Source organism: Blastococcus aggregatus, assembly GCF_900221005.1.
Taxonomy (GTDB): domain Bacteria; phylum Actinomycetota; class Actinomycetes; order Mycobacteriales; family Geodermatophilaceae; genus Blastococcus; species Blastococcus aggregatus.
Genome location: NZ_OBQI01000005.1, coordinates 443,450 through 460,078, shown reverse-complemented (window position 1 = coordinate 460,078; position 16,629 = coordinate 443,450). Strand labels below are relative to the sequence as shown.

Genomic DNA, 16,629 nt, shown 5'->3' with positions numbered 1-16,629 from the left:
CCTCGGCGCCCGCCCGTACCGGATCATGGAGCGGTGCGGGCGCCGGGGGAAGCTGACACCACCTGGCTGCGCGCCGGACTGCTCGTGCTGCTGCTGGCCGCCGGGCTGGTCGTCGCGCTGACGGTGGAGGTCCCGGACGTCGACGACGTCCGGCGCCGCCTGGACGACGCCGGCGGAGCGGGCTGGGCGGCGATGGTGGTCGGCGTCGGACTCGTGCTGATGGCGCCGGTGCCGCGCACCGCCGTGTCGGTGCTGCTGGGCGTCGTCGCCGGGTTCGTGCCCGGCCTCCTCGTGGCCCTGGCCGGAGCCATGATCGGCGCCGTCCTCAGCTTCGGGTTGGCGCGCGGGCTGGGCCGGGCCGCCGTCACCCGGCTCGCCGGCCCCCGGCTGGACCGGCTGGACCGGTTGCTGGTCGACCGCGGGTTCGTCCCGCTGCTGGTCGGTCGGCTGATCCCGGTCGTGCCCTTCGTCGTGCTCAGCTACGGCTCGGGCCTGACCGCCATGCGGTTGCTGCCGTACGCCGCGGGCACCGCGCTCGGCCTGATCCCGAGCACCGTCGTCCAGGTCGGGGTGGGCGCCTCCGCCCCGGCGCTGGTCTCCGGCGCCACCGCCGCGGTCGCGCTCCCGCTGGCCGCGCTGGTCGTCGGTGTCGTCTGGGTCCGACGGCGCCGCGCCGGCGTCAGCCCCTCCTGAACAGCCGGCCCAGCGCGGCCGCCGGACCGCCCACCGTGCGCGCGGCCAGTTGGAGGATCGGGCCGCCAGGGATGCCCGGCACCTTCTGCACGATCGGCGCCAGCTGGAGCAGGCCGCTCACGTCGTGCACCCTCAGCTGGCGTCGCGCCACGGCCGGTACCGGGTTGGTACGGCCCGACGCCGCCTCGAGCAGCAGCTCCGCCGAGGCCTCGACCGCCGGGCCCTCGTGCGTACCGCCGGGCACCTGGCGGACCTGCCATCCGTCGGGGTCGGCGTCGAAGGTCCAGCCGCCGTCGGGCGTCGCCAGGGTGACGCCGCCGGTGATGCCGCAGGACGTGGCCAGGGCGCCGGTGACGTCGACGAGCGCCGCCAGCCCCGACTGGAGCACCTCGGCCGGCGGCGGCTCGGCGCCGCACGACACCAGGTCCAGCCCGTGCACGGCGAGCTCGTAGGCCTGCCCGAGGACGACGCTGAGCAGTGGCAGCCGTCCGACGACCGACACGGTCGGCGCGGTGTCGAGCTCCACCGGCTCGTCGGCCAGGTACCGGGCCGTCGCCTCCCGGTTGCGGCGGAGCGCGGCCAGCACCTCCTCGCGGGGGGCCGCGGCGTGCGCCGCGGTGATCCGCGCGTTCACCGCATCGGGATCGGGCTGGGTGCCGGTGCCGCCGGTGCGGGCGGACGCGACGAGGTCGGCCATCGCCGTGTGGTCGTCCCAGCAGCCCAGGTGCACGCAGATCTCGTGGGCGCGCCACCCCGGCAGCCGGGACGGACGGTCGAGGTCGATCCGCTCGGCCTCGGCGATGAACGTGTCCCACGCGCCGAGCACCCGCGTGCGGACCTGCTCGCGTCCGGCGTCGGCCATGCCCTGGTGTCGTCCCATGACCGGCGCGTACCCACGCCGCCGCCCCGCAGGCATGAGATGCCGGCCACCGACACGGGACGGCGGCTCACCCGCCGGGGTGAGGACGGTCAAGCCGGGCTCCTCAGCGGTCGATTTCTCACTCGTGAGCAGCGCATTCACCGGTGACCGCCGCACCCGCGGCGGACCGGCGGGCCCCCGGCGACCGGGTGCGATCCGCCGGTTGCCCGGTGCGCTGCGCGACGGGCTCTACCGGCCGCTGGCCGCGGACGACGACCGCGTCGCCTTCTGGGTCCGGCACGTGCGCTACGGCGTGCTGCTCAGCGAGCTCTGCGCGCTCGCCGTCGCCATCTACTCGCTCCTGACCGACTCGCCCGGACGTCAGCATCCGGTGATGCTCGGCATGGCGGTGGCCATCGTCGTCGCGGTCCCGGCGATCCTGCTGCTGCCGCTGCCGGCGATGATGCGCGACCACCGCGGCCCGACGATGTTCTACCTGTGGACCTTCGCCACGAGCGCGGTGATCCTGTTCGCCACCTGGCTCGACGGCGGCGCCTCCAGCCCGCTGGACGCCCTGCTCTTCCTGACCCTGACGTACATGGCCGTGGCCTATCCGCCCTACGGCGTGCTCGCCATGGGCACCGTCATGACCGGTGGCTACGTGCTGCTGTTCGGGACGTCGGGGCTGACCTCGTCGGCCGCGTTCTTCATCGCCGTCCTGATCGCCTTCACCCTGATCTGCACGATGGCGTCGGCGAACTCGTGGGCCGCCCACGAGCGCCAGCAGTTGCTCATCAGCACGCAGAAGACCCTCGCCTCGACCGATCCGCTGACCGGCATCCCGAACCGCCGGACGCTGCTCGAGCGGCTCACCGATGCCGTCGACGCCGCAGCGTGGGGCCATCGGACGGTCGTCTGCGTGGTCGACCTCGACGGCTTCAAGGGCGTCAACGACCGCGACGGGCACGCCGCCGGCGACGCGATGCTCAAGGCGGTCGCGTCGATCCTCGGCGGGGTGCTCCGCGAGACCGACACGGTCGCCCGCCTGGGGGGCGACGAGTTCGCCGTCCTGGCCGACGTGACCGAGGCGTTCTCCGCCGAGTTGCTCGCCGAGCGCCTGCGGCAGGCGGTAGCCCTCGTCGGTTCGGGCAGCGGCGTCACCGCCAGCGTCGGCGTCGCCGACGTGGAGCCGGGGGAGGACGTCGCCGAGCTGCTGCACCGGGCGGACGCCGCCATGTACCGGGCGAAGGCCGCCGGCGGCGACCGGATCGCACTCCTCTCCGCCTGACCGACCCGGCGACACGCCGCTCTGTACCGGCGGTACCACTGTGCGTTGCCACCCATGACTACTCTGCGTCACGGCATGCAACGCTCTTCCGGACCGGCCACGCCGGACGTCCGCTCGGGCCCGGTGGGGGCGCTGCCAGTGGGTGCGGAAGGCCCCCGGACCCGGTAGACGCGCGGTCGAGACTCGTGCTATGGCCGCTGACCAGCGAAAAGCGGCCGATCCCGTCTCTTCAGTCACATGCAGCACAACGGCACCACTCGGGCTGGCGCGATCGGGTCACCATCGTGCAGACTGTTCGCGGGAGCCCTGCTCCGCCACTGCCGAACACAGCCAGTCACCGAATCGATGGGTCCGTAGGGGAAGACGAGACCGATCGAGTCGATGGAGGTGCCCCGTGCAGCGACGGTCAACCCAGGGTGTCGTCTTCGTGCACGCGTGCCCGAAGGCGCTCTGCCAGCATGTCGAATGGGCGCTCGAACGCGTCGTCGGCGCGCCGGTCTCCCTGTCGTGGGACGAACAGCCCGCAGCGCACGGTGCCTACCGTGCCGAGGTGGCCTGGACCGGTTCGCCGGGCACGGGTGCCCGGCTGGTGGCTGCCCTGCGCCAGTGGCCGATGCTGCGGTTCGAGGTCACCGAGGAAGCCAGCCACGGCAACGACGGCGAGCGCATGTCGTACGTGCCCGGCCACGGTGTCTTCCGTGCGCCGACCAGCGCCAACGGCGACATCATGATCAGCGAGCAGCAGTTGCGGCACCTCGCGGCGACGGCGTCCTCCTCGGAGGCGTTCCGGCACGGGGTCGACGAGCTGCTCGGGGCGGCCTGGGACGCCGACCTCGAGATCTACCGGCACGCCGGCGACGGCAGCCCGGTCACCTGGCTGCACCAGGTCGTCTAGTCACGGATCGAGCACGAAGCCTCGGCCCCGGGCGGGTCGCGGCGTAGCCTGGAACAGGTCGTTCGGGTGCCTGCGGGGAAGCGGCACCCGGGCGACCTCTTCACTGTCCGAGAGCCGCCGTACGGCTCCGGGAGCCGCCGCGCATCGCGGCTCCCGCGACCGCACGGCGGCTTCCGTGTGCCCGCCTCAGAGCGGGATGTTGCCGTGGGCGCCACGGCCGTGCGGCGCGGCGGCCAGCGCCGTGATCAGCCGGCGCCGGGTGTGGGCCGGGTCCACGACCTCGTCGACGACGCCGATCTGCACCGCCCGGTTCACGCCGCCGGCGATCCGCTCGTGCTCCTCGGCCAGCTGCGCGTGCAGCGCCTCGCGCTCGCCGGGCTGCGCCGCGGCCAGCTTCTTGCGGTGCAGGATGCCGACGGCGGCCTTCGCGCCCATGACGGCGACCTCGGCCCCGGGCCAGGCGAACACCGCGGTGGCGCCCAGCGAGCGGGAGTTCATCGCGATGTAGGCGCCGCCGTAGGACTTGCGGGTCACCAGGGTCACCCGCGGCACCACGGCCTCGGCGAAGGCGTGCAGCAGCTTCGCGCCGCGCCGCACCACGCCGTCCCACTCCTGCCCGACGCCGGGCAGGTAGCCGGGCACGTCGACGAGGACGACGAGCGGCACCCCGAACGCGTCGCACATCCGCACGAAGCGGGCCGCCTTCTCGGCCGACGCCGAGTCCAGGCAGCCGCCCAGGCGGATCGGGTTGTTGGCGATGACCCCGACGGTCCGCCCGGCCAGCCGGCCCAGCGCGGTGACGACGTTGGGCGCGAACCGCGGGTGCAGCTCCAGGCCCGGCTCGTCGAGGACCGCGGTGATCAGCGGCTTCACGTCGTAGGCGCGCTGCGGCTGCTCCGGCAGCAGGGCCTTCAGGTCGACGTCCGGCTCGTCGGCGGCCGGGGTGAAGTGCCCCTGGGCGGCGAGCAGGTCGACCGCCGTCCGGGCGGTCTCGAGGGCCGCGGGCTCGGAGTCGGTGACCACGTGCACGACGCCGGAGCGGCGCCCGTGGGTGTCCGGGCCGCCGAGGGTCTCCTGGTCGACGTTCTCGCCGGTCACCGACCGGACGACGTCGGGCCCGGTGACGAACACCCGGCCGGCCGGGCCCATGATCACGATGTCGGTGAGCGCCGGCCCGTAGGCCGCACCGCCGGCGGCCGCGCCCAGCACGACCGAGATCTGCGGGATGCGGCCCGAGGCCCGCACCATCGCCGCGAACACCTCGCCGACGGCGTGCAGCGCCGTCACGCCCTCGGCCAGCCGGGCGCCGCCCGAGTGCCAGATCCCGACGACGGGCACGTGCTCGCGCAGCGCGGTGTCGATCGCGTCGACGATGTGCCGGCAGCCGTCCACCCCCATGGCGCCACCCATGACGGTGGCGTCGGTGCAGAAGGCGATCGCCCTGCTCCCCGAGACCCGTCCCCGGGCGGCCAGGACGCCGGAGGTGTCCCGGGGGACCAGTAGCTCCATCGACCCCTCGTCGAAGAACCGGGACAGCCGATCCTCCGGGTCGCGGGGGTCCGGCGCGGTCAGGAGCGGGGCGGCGGGCGCTGTCGTCACGGGACCTCCACGGGAAGGGGTGTGCTGGGTCGCGGCCGCCGTCAGGCGGTCGTGAAGACCAGCGCGATGTTGTGGCCGCCGAAGCCGAAGGAGTCGTTCACCGCGGCGGTGAGGGTGGCGCGACGGGGCTCGCCGCGCACGATGTCGAGGGCCTGCACGTTCGCGTCGTCGTCGGGGTTCTCGAGGTTCGCCGTCGCGGGCACGATCTGCTCGCGCAGCGCCAGGATGGCGAACACCGACTCCAGCGCTCCGGCGGCACCGAGCAGGTGACCGGTCTGGCTCTTCGTGGCACTGACCAGCACGTGGTCGCCGATCGCGGAGCGGATGGCGGCCGCCTCGGCGGTGTCGCCGACCGGCGTGGACGTGGCGTGGGCGTTCACGTGCCCGATGTCGGTCGGGCTCAGGCCGGCGTCCCGCAGGGCGGCGGTGATGGCGCGGGCGGCGCCCTCGCCCTCCGGGTGCGGGGCGACGAGGTCGTAGCCGTCGGCGGTACCGGCGGCGCCGGCCAGCCGGGCGTGGATCCGGGCGCCGCGGGCGCGGGCGGAGTCCTCCCGCTCCAGCACCAGCGCGGCCGCGCCCTCGCCGAGCACGAAGCCGTCGCGGGCCTTGTCGAACGGGCGGGAGGCGCGCTCGGGCTCGTCGTTGCGGGTGGACATCGCCCGCATCGCCGCGAAGCCGGCCATCGGCAGCGGGTGCACGCACGCCTCGGTCCCGCCGACGAGGACGACGTCGGCGCGGTCGAGGCGCAGCAGGTCCAGGCCCCAGCGGACCGCTTCGGCGCCGGAGGCGCAGGCGCTGACCGGCGCGTGCACGCCGCCCTTGGCGCCGATCGAGAGCCCCACGGCGGCGGCCGGCCCATTGGGCATGAGCATCGGGATCGTGAAGGGCGAGACCCGCTTGGGGCCCTTCTCCTCCAGGACGTCGTCCTGGCCGAGCAGGGTGAGCGCGCCCCCGATGCCGGTGCCGATGACGACGGCGATCCGCAGCGGGTCGACCCCGGCGTCGCCGGCGCCGGAGTCGCGCCACGCCTCCTCGGCGGCCACGACGGCCACCTGCTGGCTGCGGTCCAGCCGGCGGGCGCGCACCCGGTCGAGCTGCTCGGACGGCTCGGTGCTGAGCCGGGCGACCAGCTGGGCCGGGTACTCCTTGATCCAGTCGTCGGTGATGCGGCTGACCCCCGACCGCCCGGCGAGCAGCGCGTCCCAGGTGCTGGACACGTCGCCGCCCAGGGGCGTGGTGGCCCCGAGGCCGGTGACGACGACGTCGGACGTGCTCATGCTGTTCCTCCTGGAGCGGCGGTCGGGCGACCGGGGGTCGGCTGCGTCAGCCCTGGTTCTTCTCGATGTAGCTGATGGCGTCGCCGACGGTCTTGATGTTGCCGAGCTCGTCGTCGGGGATCGCGACGCCGAACTTGTCCTCGACGGCGGTGGCGATCTCGACCATCGACAGCGAGTCGACGTCGAGGTCTTCGGTGAACGACTTCTCGGGGGTGGCGTCGGCGGGGGTCACACCGGCGACCTCCTCCAGGATCTCGGCCAGACCGGACTGGATCTCCTGGGTGCTGCTCACGCGGCGGGTCCTTTCGTCGGCCGGGACAGGGTGTCCCGGAGTTGGGGGTGGGGCGGATCAGGGCAGGCGCAGGACCTGACCGGCGTAGGTCAGACCGGCGCCGTAGCCGAGGACGAGCGCGAGGTCGCCCGACTTGGCCTCGCCGGACTCCATCAGCGCGCTGAGTGCCAGTGGGATGGAGGCGGCCGAGGTGTTGCCCGAGCGCACGATGTCGCGGGCGATCACGGTCTTCTCGCCGAAGCCCAGCCGCTTGGTCATCGACTCGATGATCCGCAGGTTGGCCTGGTGTGGCGCGAAGACGTCGATGTCGGCGGCGGTGACGCCGGCCTTCTCCATCGCCTCGGTCAGCGCCTCGGTGAGCTTCGTGGTGGCCCAGCGGTAGACCGCCTGACCGGCCATGGCCATGTACCCGCTGTCGATGATCTCGATGGCGGAGTGCTGGTCGCCGTCGCTGCCCCAGGCGACCGGGCCGATGCCCGGTTCGTCGGACGCGCCGACCACGGCCGCGCCCGCGCCGTCGGCGAAGATCACCGCCGTCGACCGGTCGGTCATGTCCGTGACGTCGGTGAGCCGCTCGACGCCGATGACGATGGCGTTGCGGGCCGAGCCCGCGCGGATCGCGTCGGAGACCAGGCCGAGGGAGTAGCAGAAGCCCGCGCAGCCGGCGTTGAGGTCCATCGCCCCCGGCCGGGGGATGCCCAGGCGGTGCGCGACCTGCGGGCCGATGCCCGGGATGGGCTGGCGCAGGCTGGCGCTGGCGAGGACGACCAGGTCGATCTCGTCGGGCGCCAGGCCGCTGGCGGCGATGGCCTTGCCGCCGGCTGCCGTCGCCATCTCGACCAGCGTCTCGTCGTCGTCGGCCCAGCGCCGCTCGGCGATGCCGACCCGGCTCTGGATCCACTCGTCGTTGGTCTCCATGACACCGGCGAGCTCGTCGTTGGTCACCCGGCGGCGCGGGCGGTAGGCGCCGAGGCCGAGGATGCGTGCGCCGGGAGCGCCGGTGGCCAGCTTGAGCGTCGTCACGCGGACACCTCCGGGTAGAGACGGGCGATCGGGTCGCCGGCGTCGACGAGATCCCCCTCGTGCACCAGCCATTCGGCGAGCACGCCGTCGTAGGCGGCGGAGACGTTGACCTCCTCGCGGCGGCCGCGGATGCAGCCCAGCGGGGTGCCGGCCGGCAGGCGGGTGCCCTCGGCGACCTCCGCGGGGCTCACCGTGCCCCGGGCCGGGGCGACGACGACGCGCCAGTCGGGGAGGTGCTCGGCCTCGGCCCGGCCGCGCTCGGCGGCGATGAGCTCGCGGGCCCGGTCGAGGTCCGCCGGGCCGGCGAGGGTGAGGATCTCGATGCCCGAGCCCTTCCACTCGCGCTTGGCCAGCCCGGCCAGCGCGCCGGCCGGCGGCAGCTCGAGGACGGCGGTGACGCCGAGATCCCGCAGGGTCGCCAGGCAGGCGTCGAAGCGGACCGGGCTGGTGACCTGGCTGACCAGGCGGCGCAGCGCCTCCGCGCCCGTGCTCACGGCGGCGCCGTCGGCGTTGGAGAGCAGCAGCCGGCTGGGGTCGGCCGGACGCAGCCCGTCGACGAGGCCCTCGAGCTCCTCGCGGGCGGAGGCCATGTACGGGGTGTGGAAGGCGCCGGCGACCGACAGCGGCATGACCCGCGCCTTGGCCGGCGGGTCGGCCTTGAGCGCGGCCAGGCCCTCGAGCGGGCCGGCGGCCACGATCTGGCCGGCGCCGTTGAGGTTGGCCGGCGCGAGGCCGTGCTTCTCGAGCGTGGCGAGCACCTCGTCGGGGTCGCCGCCCAGGACGGCGGACATGCCCGTCGGCGTCTGCGCGCAGGCGGCGGCCATCGCCCGGCCGCGGACGGCGGTCAGCGCGATCGCGGCCTCGATGCTGAGCACTCCGGCCAGCACCGCCGCGGTCAGCTCACCGACGCTGTGCCCGGCGATGACGACGTCCCGCCCGGCGTACGGGTTGTGCACGACGGGCCCGGGCAGGCCCCCCAGCTCGCGGGCGACGAACAGGCTCATCGCCACGACCAGCGGCTGGGTGACCGCGGTGTCCTGGATCGCCTCGGCGTCCCCCGTGGTGCCGAGCGTCAGCAGGTCGGCGTCGGCGATGGCGCCGGCCCAGCGGAAGAACGACTCGGCTCCCGGCAGCTCCAGCCAGTCGGTGAGCATTCCGGGCTTCTGGGCACCCTGACCGGGGGCGAGGACGGCGAGCACCTGTCCACCGTGCCAAAGACCGCGGGGCGCCGCGGTGGCGGGCGGCACGAAAGCACACGGGTGATCTTTGGAGGGTTCCTACAAAGCCAGCGGCATCTGGGGCCCCGGAAGCCGCTCCCGGTGGTGGACACCACACGGTGCCCGTCCGTCAGTCCCAGAGCGACCGCTCGCGGTCGAGGTGCGTCAGGGCCAGCGCGACCTGCAACGTCCAGCCGCCGCGCGGATCGGTGGCCGACAGCCCGGTGAGCTCGGCCGCCCGCTTCAGCCGGTACCGCACGGTGTTGGGGTGGACGAAGATCGCCCGGGCGCTGGCCTCGAGGTTCCCGCCGCTGCTGAGCACGGCCCGCACCGTCTCCAGCACCCCGCTGCCGGCGGCGTGCAGCGGCAGGGCCACCTCGTCGCGGAGCGCCGCCCGCGCGAGCGGATCGCCGTCCAGCGCCCGCTCGGGGAGCAGCGCCTCGGCCGTCACCGGACGCGGTGCCTCGGGCCAGGCGCGCGCCGCGCGGAGGCCGGCCAGCGCCGCGGCGGCCGACTCCCCGGCGCGGCCCAGCCCGTCCACCACCGGCCCCGACACGACGGGGCCGGGACCGAACTCGGCCGCGACCCGCGCGACCACCGGCGCCAGGTCCTCCGGCCCACCCAGGACGACGACCAGTTGGTCGGCGTGCACCCCGACCAGGACGTCGCTGCGCAGCGTCCGCGCCGCCCGGCGGACCGCGGCGTGCGGATCGGAGACACCCTCGGGCGTCGCGCCGACCACCACCGTCACCGGGCTCAGCGCGGACCAGCCGAGCGCGGCCGCGCGACCGGAGAGCTCCTCGGAGCGCTCCCCGCGCACGAGCGCGTCGACCAGGAGCGCCTCGAGCCGGGCGTCCCAGGCGCCGCGGTTCTCCGCGAAGCTCGCGTACACGTGCGCGGTCGCGAAGGCGACCTCGCGGCTGAACTGCAGGACGGCCAGGCGCAGCATCTCCTCGTCGCCGGGCTCGGCGACCGAGGTGACGTGGTCCTCGAGGGTCTCCACGGTGACCTTGATGAGGTCGACGGTCTGCTTGAGCGCGACCACGCGCACCAGTTCGCGGGGCGCGGCGCCGAACACCTCGCCGGTCAGCCGCGGAGGCCGGGCGGGGTCGCGGCACCACTCGACCAGGGAGGCGAGTCCGGCCTGGGCGACGAGGGTGACCCACGAGCGCTGGTCGGCCGGCATCGTCCGGAACCAGGGCAGCTCGTCGTCCATCCGGGCCACGGCCTGTGTGGCCAGTGCCCCCGACGAGCGCTCGAGCCGCCGGAGGGTGGCGGCGCTCGGGCGGTCGATCACCCGGCTCCTCACGGCGTCAGCGTGTCACGCGCGGGGTGTGTCGGGGAGAGTAGGGCGGTGAACGTTCCCCCGGACGGTGACACCACCGTCCTCCCCGCCCGTGCCGTGGGCCGGCCGCTGGCGGTGGTCGCGGCCTGCGCGGCGGTGCTGGCACTGCTCGGCGCCGGGGTCAGCACCGGCTTCGCACCGCTGCGCGACCTCGACACGGCGGTGAGCGAGGCGCTCTACGCCGGGGACGACCGGAGCCGCGCGCTCGACGTGCTGCTCGAGGTCCTCACCGCGCCAGGGCTGTCGGTGTTCCGGTACGTGGTGGCGGTGCCGGTGCTGATCTGGCTGGTCCGGCGGAGGGCCTGGCGCACCGTGGTGTGGCTCGTCGTCACCGCGGTCTTCATCCGGCACGTGACCTCCGCGCTCAAGGAGTTCTTCGACCGGGTGCGCCCGGCCTTCGAGGACGGCGGCGCGGAGTACGGGTCGTTCAGCTTCCCGAGCGGCCACTCCTCGGGCATCGCCACGCTGGTGACCATCGGGCTGGTGCTCGCCTGGCCGCAGCTCGCCCCCTCACCCCGGCGCGGATGGGCCGTGCTCGGCGTCCTGCTCGTCCTGCTCGTCGGCCTGACCCGGATGTGGCTCGGCGTGCACTACCCGTCCGACGTGGTGGCCGGCTGGGCGCTCGGGGTGGGCTGGACCCTGCTCACGGCCGTCGCCTTCGGCGTGCTGCCGGCGCGACGGGAGGACGCGACGTGAGCGATCCGGACCAGACCGGCGTGCTCGCGCCGGACGACGGCTCGCTGGGCCCCCTGCTGCGGGTGTCGGACGACCGGCTGGCGCCCGGACAGGGCTACGGGACCCACGAGCACGCCGCCGTCGACGTGGTGGCCGTGGTGCTGGCCGGGTCGCTGCGGCACCGCTGGGGCGACGGCGCGGTGATGGCGGCCGGCGACGTCGCGGTGCTGCGGGCCGGTACCGGACTGGTCCACGACGAGTGCGCCGACGACGACGGCGCGCGGGTGCTGCAGTGCTACCTGCGGCCCGCCGACCCCACCGCCCCGCCCGGGCACGAGGTGCATCGTGCCGTCGCCGGTCCGGTGGATCTGGGGCGGCCGGACGCCGTGCTGTGGGTGCGCCGCGCGGCTCCCGGCGTCCCCGTCGAGGTGCCGGCAGGGCTGCTGCTGCAGGCCGGGGCGCGGACCACGGCCGGACGGCACGACGGTGGGCAGGTCGTGCCGTCCGAGCAGGTCACGCTGGTGCTGTGGCAGCTGGAGACCGGCCGGCCGGCCTGGGCGCTCGAGCAGCCCTAGCCGGTGCGGGGCGTGCTGCCCTGGGCGAGAGTGGGGCCATGCCGACCAGCCCCTCCGACCTGCTCACCGCCGCGTACGACGACGCCGACCGGACCATCGAGCTGCGCCGCCGGCTGCACCGGCACCCGGAGATCGGGCTGCACCTGCCGCGCACCCAGGCGACGGTGCTCGAGGCGTTCGCCGAGCTGCCGCTGGAGGTGACCACGGGCCGGCGCACCAGCTCGGTGGTCGGGGTGCTGCGCGGCGCCCGGCCGGGCCCGACCTACCTGTTGCGCGGCGACATGGACGCCCTGCCCGTGCAGGAGGACACCGGCCTGCCGTTCGCCTCCGAGGTGCCCGGCGTGATGCACGCCTGCGGCCACGACACCCACGTCGCGATGCTGGTCGGCGCCGCGCGGCTGCTGGCCGAGCGCCGCGACGAGCTCGCCGGCCAGGTCGTGTTCATGGTGCAGCCGGGGGAGGAGGGCTTCCACGGCGCCCGTTACATGCTCGAGGAGGGCCTGCTCGGCGTCGTCCCGGAGGCGCCGGTCAGCGGGGCCTTCGCGCTGCACATCTCCTCGACCTTCGCCAGCGGCAGCGTGAACGTCCGGCCGGGCCCGGTCATGGCCGCCGCCGACCAGTGGGCGATCACGCTGCGCGGCCGCGGCGGGCACGCCTCGGAGCCGCACGCCGCCGCCGACCCGATCCCCGCCGCCGCGGAGATCGTGCTGGCCCTGCAGTCGATGGTCACCCGTCGCGTGAACGTGTTCGACCCCGCCGTCGTCACCGTCGCGCACCTGGCGGCGGGGTCGACCAACAACGTCATCCCCGACTCGGCGTTCCTCGAGGGCACGATCCGCACGCTCTCGGCCGAGCGGCGGGCCGACGTGGTGGCCGCGGTGGGGCGGGTGGCGGAGCACGTCGCCGCCGCGCACGAGCTCGAGGTCGAGTTCGGCCACGAGCAGGGCTACCCGGTGACGATCAACGACGCCGGCGCGGCCGCCGCGGTGCTGGCGACCACCACCGCGATGCTCGGCGAGCAGGCCGCCGTCCTGCTGCCCGCGCCGCTCATGGGCGCCGAGGACTTCTCCTACGTGCTGCAGGAGGTGCCCGGCGCCCTGGCCTGGCTGGGGGCGCGCCCGCCGGGTGTCGACCCGGCCGACGCGCCGCCCAACCACTCGAACCTGGTGGTGTTCGACGAGGAGCCGCTGCCGGCGGGCGTCGCCCTCTACGCGCAGATGGCCCTGGACGCCCTGCGCGGCTGACGAGATCGGGGCGGTCCCCGGTTCCCAGCCCCTCACCACGCGCCGTCCAGGCCCTGTCCAGGCTGATCTGCGGTACTCCTGTGGCCCCTTCTACCCGCGGGAACGGAGCCACCATGCCCGAGACGGTGTTCGGACTGCCCACCCACGCGATCCTGGTGCACGCGACAGTGGTGCTCCTGCCGCTCGCGGCGCTCGTGGTGCTGGTGCACGCCTTCTGGCCCGAGGCCCGACGGCGGCTCGGCGTCGTGACCCCGGTGCTGGCCGGTGCCGCCCTCGTGCTGGTTCCGCTGTCCACCCAGAGCGGGGAGTCCCTGGAGGAGGCGGTGGGCGAGAACGCGCTGGTCGAGACGCACGCCGAACTCGCCGACGGGATGCTGCCGTGGGCCATCGGGCTGTTCGTCGTCGCCGTCGCGCTGTGGCTGCTCGACCGGCGGCGGGCCGGCGCGCCCCGGGATGACGTCAGCCGGGCCCGCTGGGTGCCGATCGTGGCGGGCGTCCTGACGGTGGTCGCCGTCGCGGGGACGACGCAGCAGATCGTCCGGGTGGGGCACGCCGGCGCGAAGGCGACCTGGAACGACGTCTCGATCTCGTCCCCGGCCGGCGACCGCGAGTGAGCGAGGGCCGGCGGCGCACCGGTGTGCGCCGCCGGGCCCCGTGCTCAGGTGGCCGGTGAGGGGTCGCTCCGCTCCTCGGCGGGTGCAGCCTGCACGTCGCGCACCTGGTACTTCTCCACGGCCTCCCGCACGCGGGCGCGGTCGACCTGGCCCTCGTCGGCCAGCGACGCCAGGGCGCGGACGACGATCGACTCCGCGTCGACGGAGAAGTGCCGGCGCAGCGCCGGGCGGGTGTCGGAGAGCCCGAACCCGTCGGTGCCCAGCGACGCCAGCCCGCCGGGGACGTACGGCGCGATCAGGTCCGGGACGGCGCGCATCCAGTCCGACACCGCGACCACCGGACCCACCGTCTCCTGCAGCCGCTGGGTGACGTAGGGGGTGCCCGGCTCGTCCTCGTGGTGCAGCAGGTTGTGCCGGGTCACCTCCTCGGCCTGGCGGCGCAGCTCGGTCCACGAGGTCACCGACCACACGTCGGCCGACACGCCCCAGTCCTGGGCGAGCAGCTCCTGCGCCCGCAGCGCCCACGGCACCGCGACGCCGGACGCCAGCAGCTGCGTCTTCGGCCCCTCCACCTGCGGGCCCTCCGCGTAGCGGTACATGCCGGCCAGCAGGCCCTGCACGTCCAGCCCCTCGGGCTCGGCCGGCTGGTGGAAGGGCTCGTTGTAGACCGTCAGGTAGTACATGACGTCGGGGGAGCGCGATCCGCCCAGCGGCGCGCCCGGGTCCTCGCCGTACATGCGGACCAGCGCGTCCCGGGTGATGTGCGCGACCTCGTAGGAGAACGCGGGGTCGTAGGAGACGACCGCGGGGTTGGTGGCGGCCAGGAGCAGCGAGTGGCCGTCCTCGTGCTGCAGCCCCTCCCCGTTGAGCGTCGTCCGACCGGCGGTGGCGCCGAGCAGGAAGCCGCGGGTCATCTGGTCGGCCGCCGCCCAGATCGAGTCGCCGGTGCGCTGGAACCCGAACATCGAGTAGAAGATGTAGATCGGGATCATCGGCTCGCCGTGCGTCGCGTACGAGGTGCCGACGGCGGTGAACGAGGCGGTGGAGCCGGCCTCGTTGATGCCCTCGTGCAGGATCACGCCCTGCTCGGACTCCTTGTACGCGAGCATCAACTCGCGGTCGACCGAGGTGTACCGCTGTCCCGCCGGGTTGTAGATCTTGTGCGAGGAGAACAACGAGTCCAGCCCGAACGTGCGGGCCTCGTCCGGGATGATCGGCACGAAGCGCGGGCCGAGCTCGGCGTCCTTCAGCAGCTCCTTGAGCAGGCGGACGAACGCCATCGTCGTCGCCACCTCCTGCTTGCCCGAACCACGGCGCAGGACGTCGAGGGCCTTGTCGTCAGGCGCCTTGAGCGTCTTGAACTCCGCCCTCCGGCGCGGCACCGCGCCGCCCAGGGCCCGCCGCCGCTCGAGCATGTACTGCATCTCGTCGGAGTCGGGGTCGGGCCGGTAGTAGGGCGGAAGCGTCTTGTCCAGCGCCGAGTCGGGGATGTCCAGGTAGAGCCGGTCGCGGAAGAGCGCGAGGTCCTCGGCGGTCAGCTTCTTCATCTGGTGGGTGGAGTTGCGGCCCTCGAAGTGGCTGCCCAGCGTCCAGCCCTTGATCGTCTTGGCCAGGATGACGGTCGGCTGGCCCTTGTGCTCCTGCGCGGCCTTGAACGCCGCGTAGACCTTGCGGTAGTCGTGCCCGCCGCGGGAGAGGTTCCAGATCTCCTTGTCGCTCATCGACTCGACCAGCCGGCGGGTGCGCGGGTCCCGGCCGAAGAAGTGCTCGCGGACGAAGGCGCCGTCCTCGGCCTTGTAGGTCTGGTAGTCGCCGTCGGGCGTCTGGTTCATCAGGTTGACCAGGGCGCCGTCGCGGTCGCCGGCCAGCAGCGGGTCCCACTCGCGGCCCCAGATCACCTTGATCACGTTCCAGCCGGCGCCGCGGAAGAAGCTCTCCAGCTCCTGGATCACCTTGCCGTTGCCCCGCACCGGGCCGTCGAGCCGCTGCAGGTTGCAGTTGACGACGAAGGTGAGGTTGTCCAGCTCCTCGCGGGCGGCCAGGCCGATCGTCCCCAGCGACTCCGGCTCGTCCATCTCGCCGTCGCCCAGGAACGCCCAGACGTGCTGGTCGGAGGTGTCCTTGATGCCGCGGGCGTGCAGGTAGCGGTTGAACCGCGCCTGGTAGATCGCGTTCATGCCGCCCAGGCCCATCGAGACGCTGGGGAACTCCCAGAAGTCGGGCATCAGCCGCGGGTGCGGGTAGCTGGACAGCCCACCGCCGGGGTGGCTGACCTCCTGGCGGAAGCCGTCGAGCTGCTGTTCCGAGAGCCGGCCCTCGAGGAAGGCGCGGGCGTAGATGCCGGGGGAGGCGTGCCCCTGGAACCAGATCTGGTCTCCGCCGCCGGGGTGGTCCTTGCCGCGGAAGAAGTGGTTGAAGCCGACCTCGTAGAGCGACGCGGAGGACGCGTACGAGGAGATGTGCCCACCGACGCCGATCCCCGGCCGTTGGGCCCGGTGGACCATGATCGCGGCGTTCCACCGGATGTAGGCGCGGATGCGCCGCTCGGCGTGCTCGTCGCCGGGGAACCACGGCTCCCGCGCCGGCGGGATGGTGTTGATGTAGTCGGTGCTGCGCAGGCTCGGGACGCCGACCTGCTGCTCCCGGCTGCGCTCGAGCAGCCGCAGCATCAGGTACCGGGCGCGCTCGCGACCGGCGTGCCCGACGACGGCGTCGAGCGAGTCGATCCACTCCTGCGTCTCGTCCGGATCGGTGTCGGGGAGCTGGCTGGGCAGCCCGTCGGTGATGACCGCGCGGGGTGCGCCGATGTCGCGGGCGGGGTCGCCGTCCGGCTGCTGTGCGCTCATGCCCCCATCGTCTCCCCTCGGGGAGCCGGGCGTCACGTGCCGGGCTCCTCGTCCGGCGAGTCCGGCGAGTCCGGGGCCGGGCACGGGTCGGTCGAGCTTGCGTCGTGGCGGTCATGCCCTACGCTTCCGCCCACGTGGCTCCCGGTTGGAACCGGGCCGGAACGCGCCCGCGCGGACGGCCTGCCGA

Annotated in this window: 15 protein-coding genes; 7 read left to right on the top strand and 8 right to left on the bottom strand. The window is 74.3% G+C overall.

Annotated features, from left to right (window positions below; translation table 11 throughout):
• Positions 1-33 precede the first annotated feature (33 nt).
• Positions 34-693, top strand: a complete 660-nt coding sequence (locus CRP29_RS17930; protein WP_097196385.1) for a TVP38/TMEM64 family protein — start codon at positions 34-36, stop codon at positions 691-693.
• On the opposite strand, the gene CRP29_RS17925 is transcribed toward CRP29_RS17930, so the two are convergent.
• The gene (locus CRP29_RS17925; RefSeq protein ID WP_097196502.1) at positions 680-1,573 is read right to left on the bottom strand and encodes a maleylpyruvate isomerase family mycothiol-dependent enzyme; all 894 of its coding nucleotides are present in this window, start codon (positions 1,571-1,573) and stop codon (positions 680-682) included. The two genes, CRP29_RS17930 and CRP29_RS17925, sit on opposite strands and share 14 nt — an antisense overlap.
• 124 nt (positions 1,574-1,697) lie before the next feature.
• Between CRP29_RS17925 and CRP29_RS17920 the strand changes: the two genes are divergently transcribed.
• Together CRP29_RS17920 and CRP29_RS17915 are read left to right on the top strand one after the other, a co-directional pair.
• Entirely contained in the window at positions 1,698-2,840 is a 1,143-nt protein-coding gene (locus tag CRP29_RS17920; RefSeq protein ID WP_176523022.1) for a GGDEF domain-containing protein, read from the top strand.
• A 394-nt stretch (positions 2,841-3,234) separates the two neighbouring features.
• Positions 3,235-3,735 (top strand): DUF3145 domain-containing protein, encoded by a 501-nt coding sequence (locus tag CRP29_RS17915; RefSeq protein WP_097196383.1) that lies wholly within the window; start codon positions 3,235-3,237, stop codon positions 3,733-3,735.
• A 186-nt stretch (positions 3,736-3,921) separates the two neighbouring features.
• On the opposite strand, the gene CRP29_RS17910 is transcribed toward CRP29_RS17915, so the two are convergent.
• The 6 genes from CRP29_RS17910 to CRP29_RS17885 all read right to left on the bottom strand — a co-directional run bounded on the left by CRP29_RS17910 (position 3,922) and on the right by CRP29_RS17885 (position 10,440).
• On the bottom strand, positions 3,922-5,334 hold the full coding sequence (locus tag CRP29_RS17910) for an acyl-CoA carboxylase subunit beta (protein WP_245853004.1): 1,413 nt from the start codon (positions 5,332-5,334) through the stop codon (positions 3,922-3,924).
• Positions 5,335-5,375: 41 nt separating this feature from the next.
• Complete coding sequence (locus tag CRP29_RS17905) at positions 5,376-6,611, bottom strand: beta-ketoacyl-[acyl-carrier-protein] synthase family protein (RefSeq protein WP_097196382.1); 1,236 nt, start codon at positions 6,609-6,611, stop codon at positions 5,376-5,378.
• Positions 6,612-6,657: 46 nt separating this feature from the next.
• Positions 6,658-6,903, bottom strand: a complete 246-nt coding sequence (locus tag CRP29_RS17900; protein WP_040336827.1) for an acyl carrier protein — start codon at positions 6,901-6,903, stop codon at positions 6,658-6,660.
• Positions 6,904-6,960: 57 nt separating this feature from the next.
• Positions 6,961-7,926, bottom strand: coding sequence for a beta-ketoacyl-ACP synthase III (locus CRP29_RS17895; protein ID WP_217991648.1), 966 nt, complete (start codon positions 7,924-7,926; stop codon positions 6,961-6,963).
• Positions 7,923-9,125 (bottom strand): acyltransferase domain-containing protein, encoded by a 1,203-nt coding sequence (locus tag CRP29_RS17890; protein WP_097196380.1) that lies wholly within the window; start codon positions 9,123-9,125, stop codon positions 7,923-7,925. Before CRP29_RS17890 ends, CRP29_RS17895 begins: the two co-directional genes overlap by 4 nt.
• Positions 9,126-9,273: 148 nt before the next feature.
• Complete coding sequence (locus CRP29_RS17885) at positions 9,274-10,440, bottom strand: PucR family transcriptional regulator (RefSeq protein WP_245853002.1); 1,167 nt, start codon at positions 10,438-10,440, stop codon at positions 9,274-9,276.
• Positions 10,441-10,497: 57 nt separating this feature from the next.
• Between CRP29_RS17885 and CRP29_RS17880 the strand changes: the two genes are divergently transcribed.
• From CRP29_RS17880 to CRP29_RS17865, 4 genes are all read left to right on the top strand, one after another.
• Positions 10,498-11,184, top strand: coding sequence for a phosphatase PAP2 family protein (locus CRP29_RS17880; RefSeq protein ID WP_245853001.1), 687 nt, complete (start codon positions 10,498-10,500; stop codon positions 11,182-11,184).
• Positions 11,181-11,738: a pirin family protein gene (locus CRP29_RS17875; RefSeq protein WP_097196378.1), complete on the top strand. Its 558-nt coding sequence runs from the start codon at positions 11,181-11,183 to the stop codon at positions 11,736-11,738. Before CRP29_RS17880 ends, CRP29_RS17875 begins: the two co-directional genes overlap by 4 nt.
• Positions 11,739-11,776: 38 nt before the next feature.
• Positions 11,777-12,982 (top strand): M20 metallopeptidase family protein, encoded by a 1,206-nt coding sequence (locus tag CRP29_RS17870; protein WP_097196377.1) that lies wholly within the window; start codon positions 11,777-11,779, stop codon positions 12,980-12,982.
• Positions 12,983-13,095: 113 nt separating this feature from the next.
• Positions 13,096-13,596, top strand: a complete 501-nt coding sequence (locus tag CRP29_RS17865; RefSeq protein ID WP_097196376.1) for a DUF2231 domain-containing protein — start codon at positions 13,096-13,098, stop codon at positions 13,594-13,596.
• 44 nt (positions 13,597-13,640) lie between these two features.
• Here the strand turns inward: CRP29_RS17865 and aceE are convergent, their stop codons facing one another.
• On the bottom strand, positions 13,641-16,442 hold the full coding sequence (gene aceE / locus CRP29_RS17860) for a pyruvate dehydrogenase (acetyl-transferring), homodimeric type (protein ID WP_097196375.1): 2,802 nt from the start codon (positions 16,440-16,442) through the stop codon (positions 13,641-13,643).
• Positions 16,443-16,629 lie beyond the last annotated feature (187 nt).

Coding starts and splice junctions, on each gene's coding strand:
- CRP29_RS17870 (WP_097196377.1), top strand. CDS start 11,777: ATGCCGACCAGCCCCTCCGACCTGCTCACCGCCGCGTACGACGACGCC.
- aceE (WP_097196375.1), bottom strand. CDS start 16,442: ATGAGCGCACAGCAGCCGGACGGCGACCCCGCCCGCGACATCGGCGCA.
- CRP29_RS17865 (WP_097196376.1), top strand. CDS start 13,096: ATGCCCGAGACGGTGTTCGGACTGCCCACCCACGCGATCCTGGTGCAC.
- CRP29_RS17905 (WP_097196382.1), bottom strand. CDS start 6,611: ATGAGCACGTCCGACGTCGTCGTCACCGGCCTCGGGGCCACCACGCCC.
- CRP29_RS17925 (WP_097196502.1), bottom strand. CDS start 1,573: ATGGGACGACACCAGGGCATGGCCGACGCCGGACGCGAGCAGGTCCGC.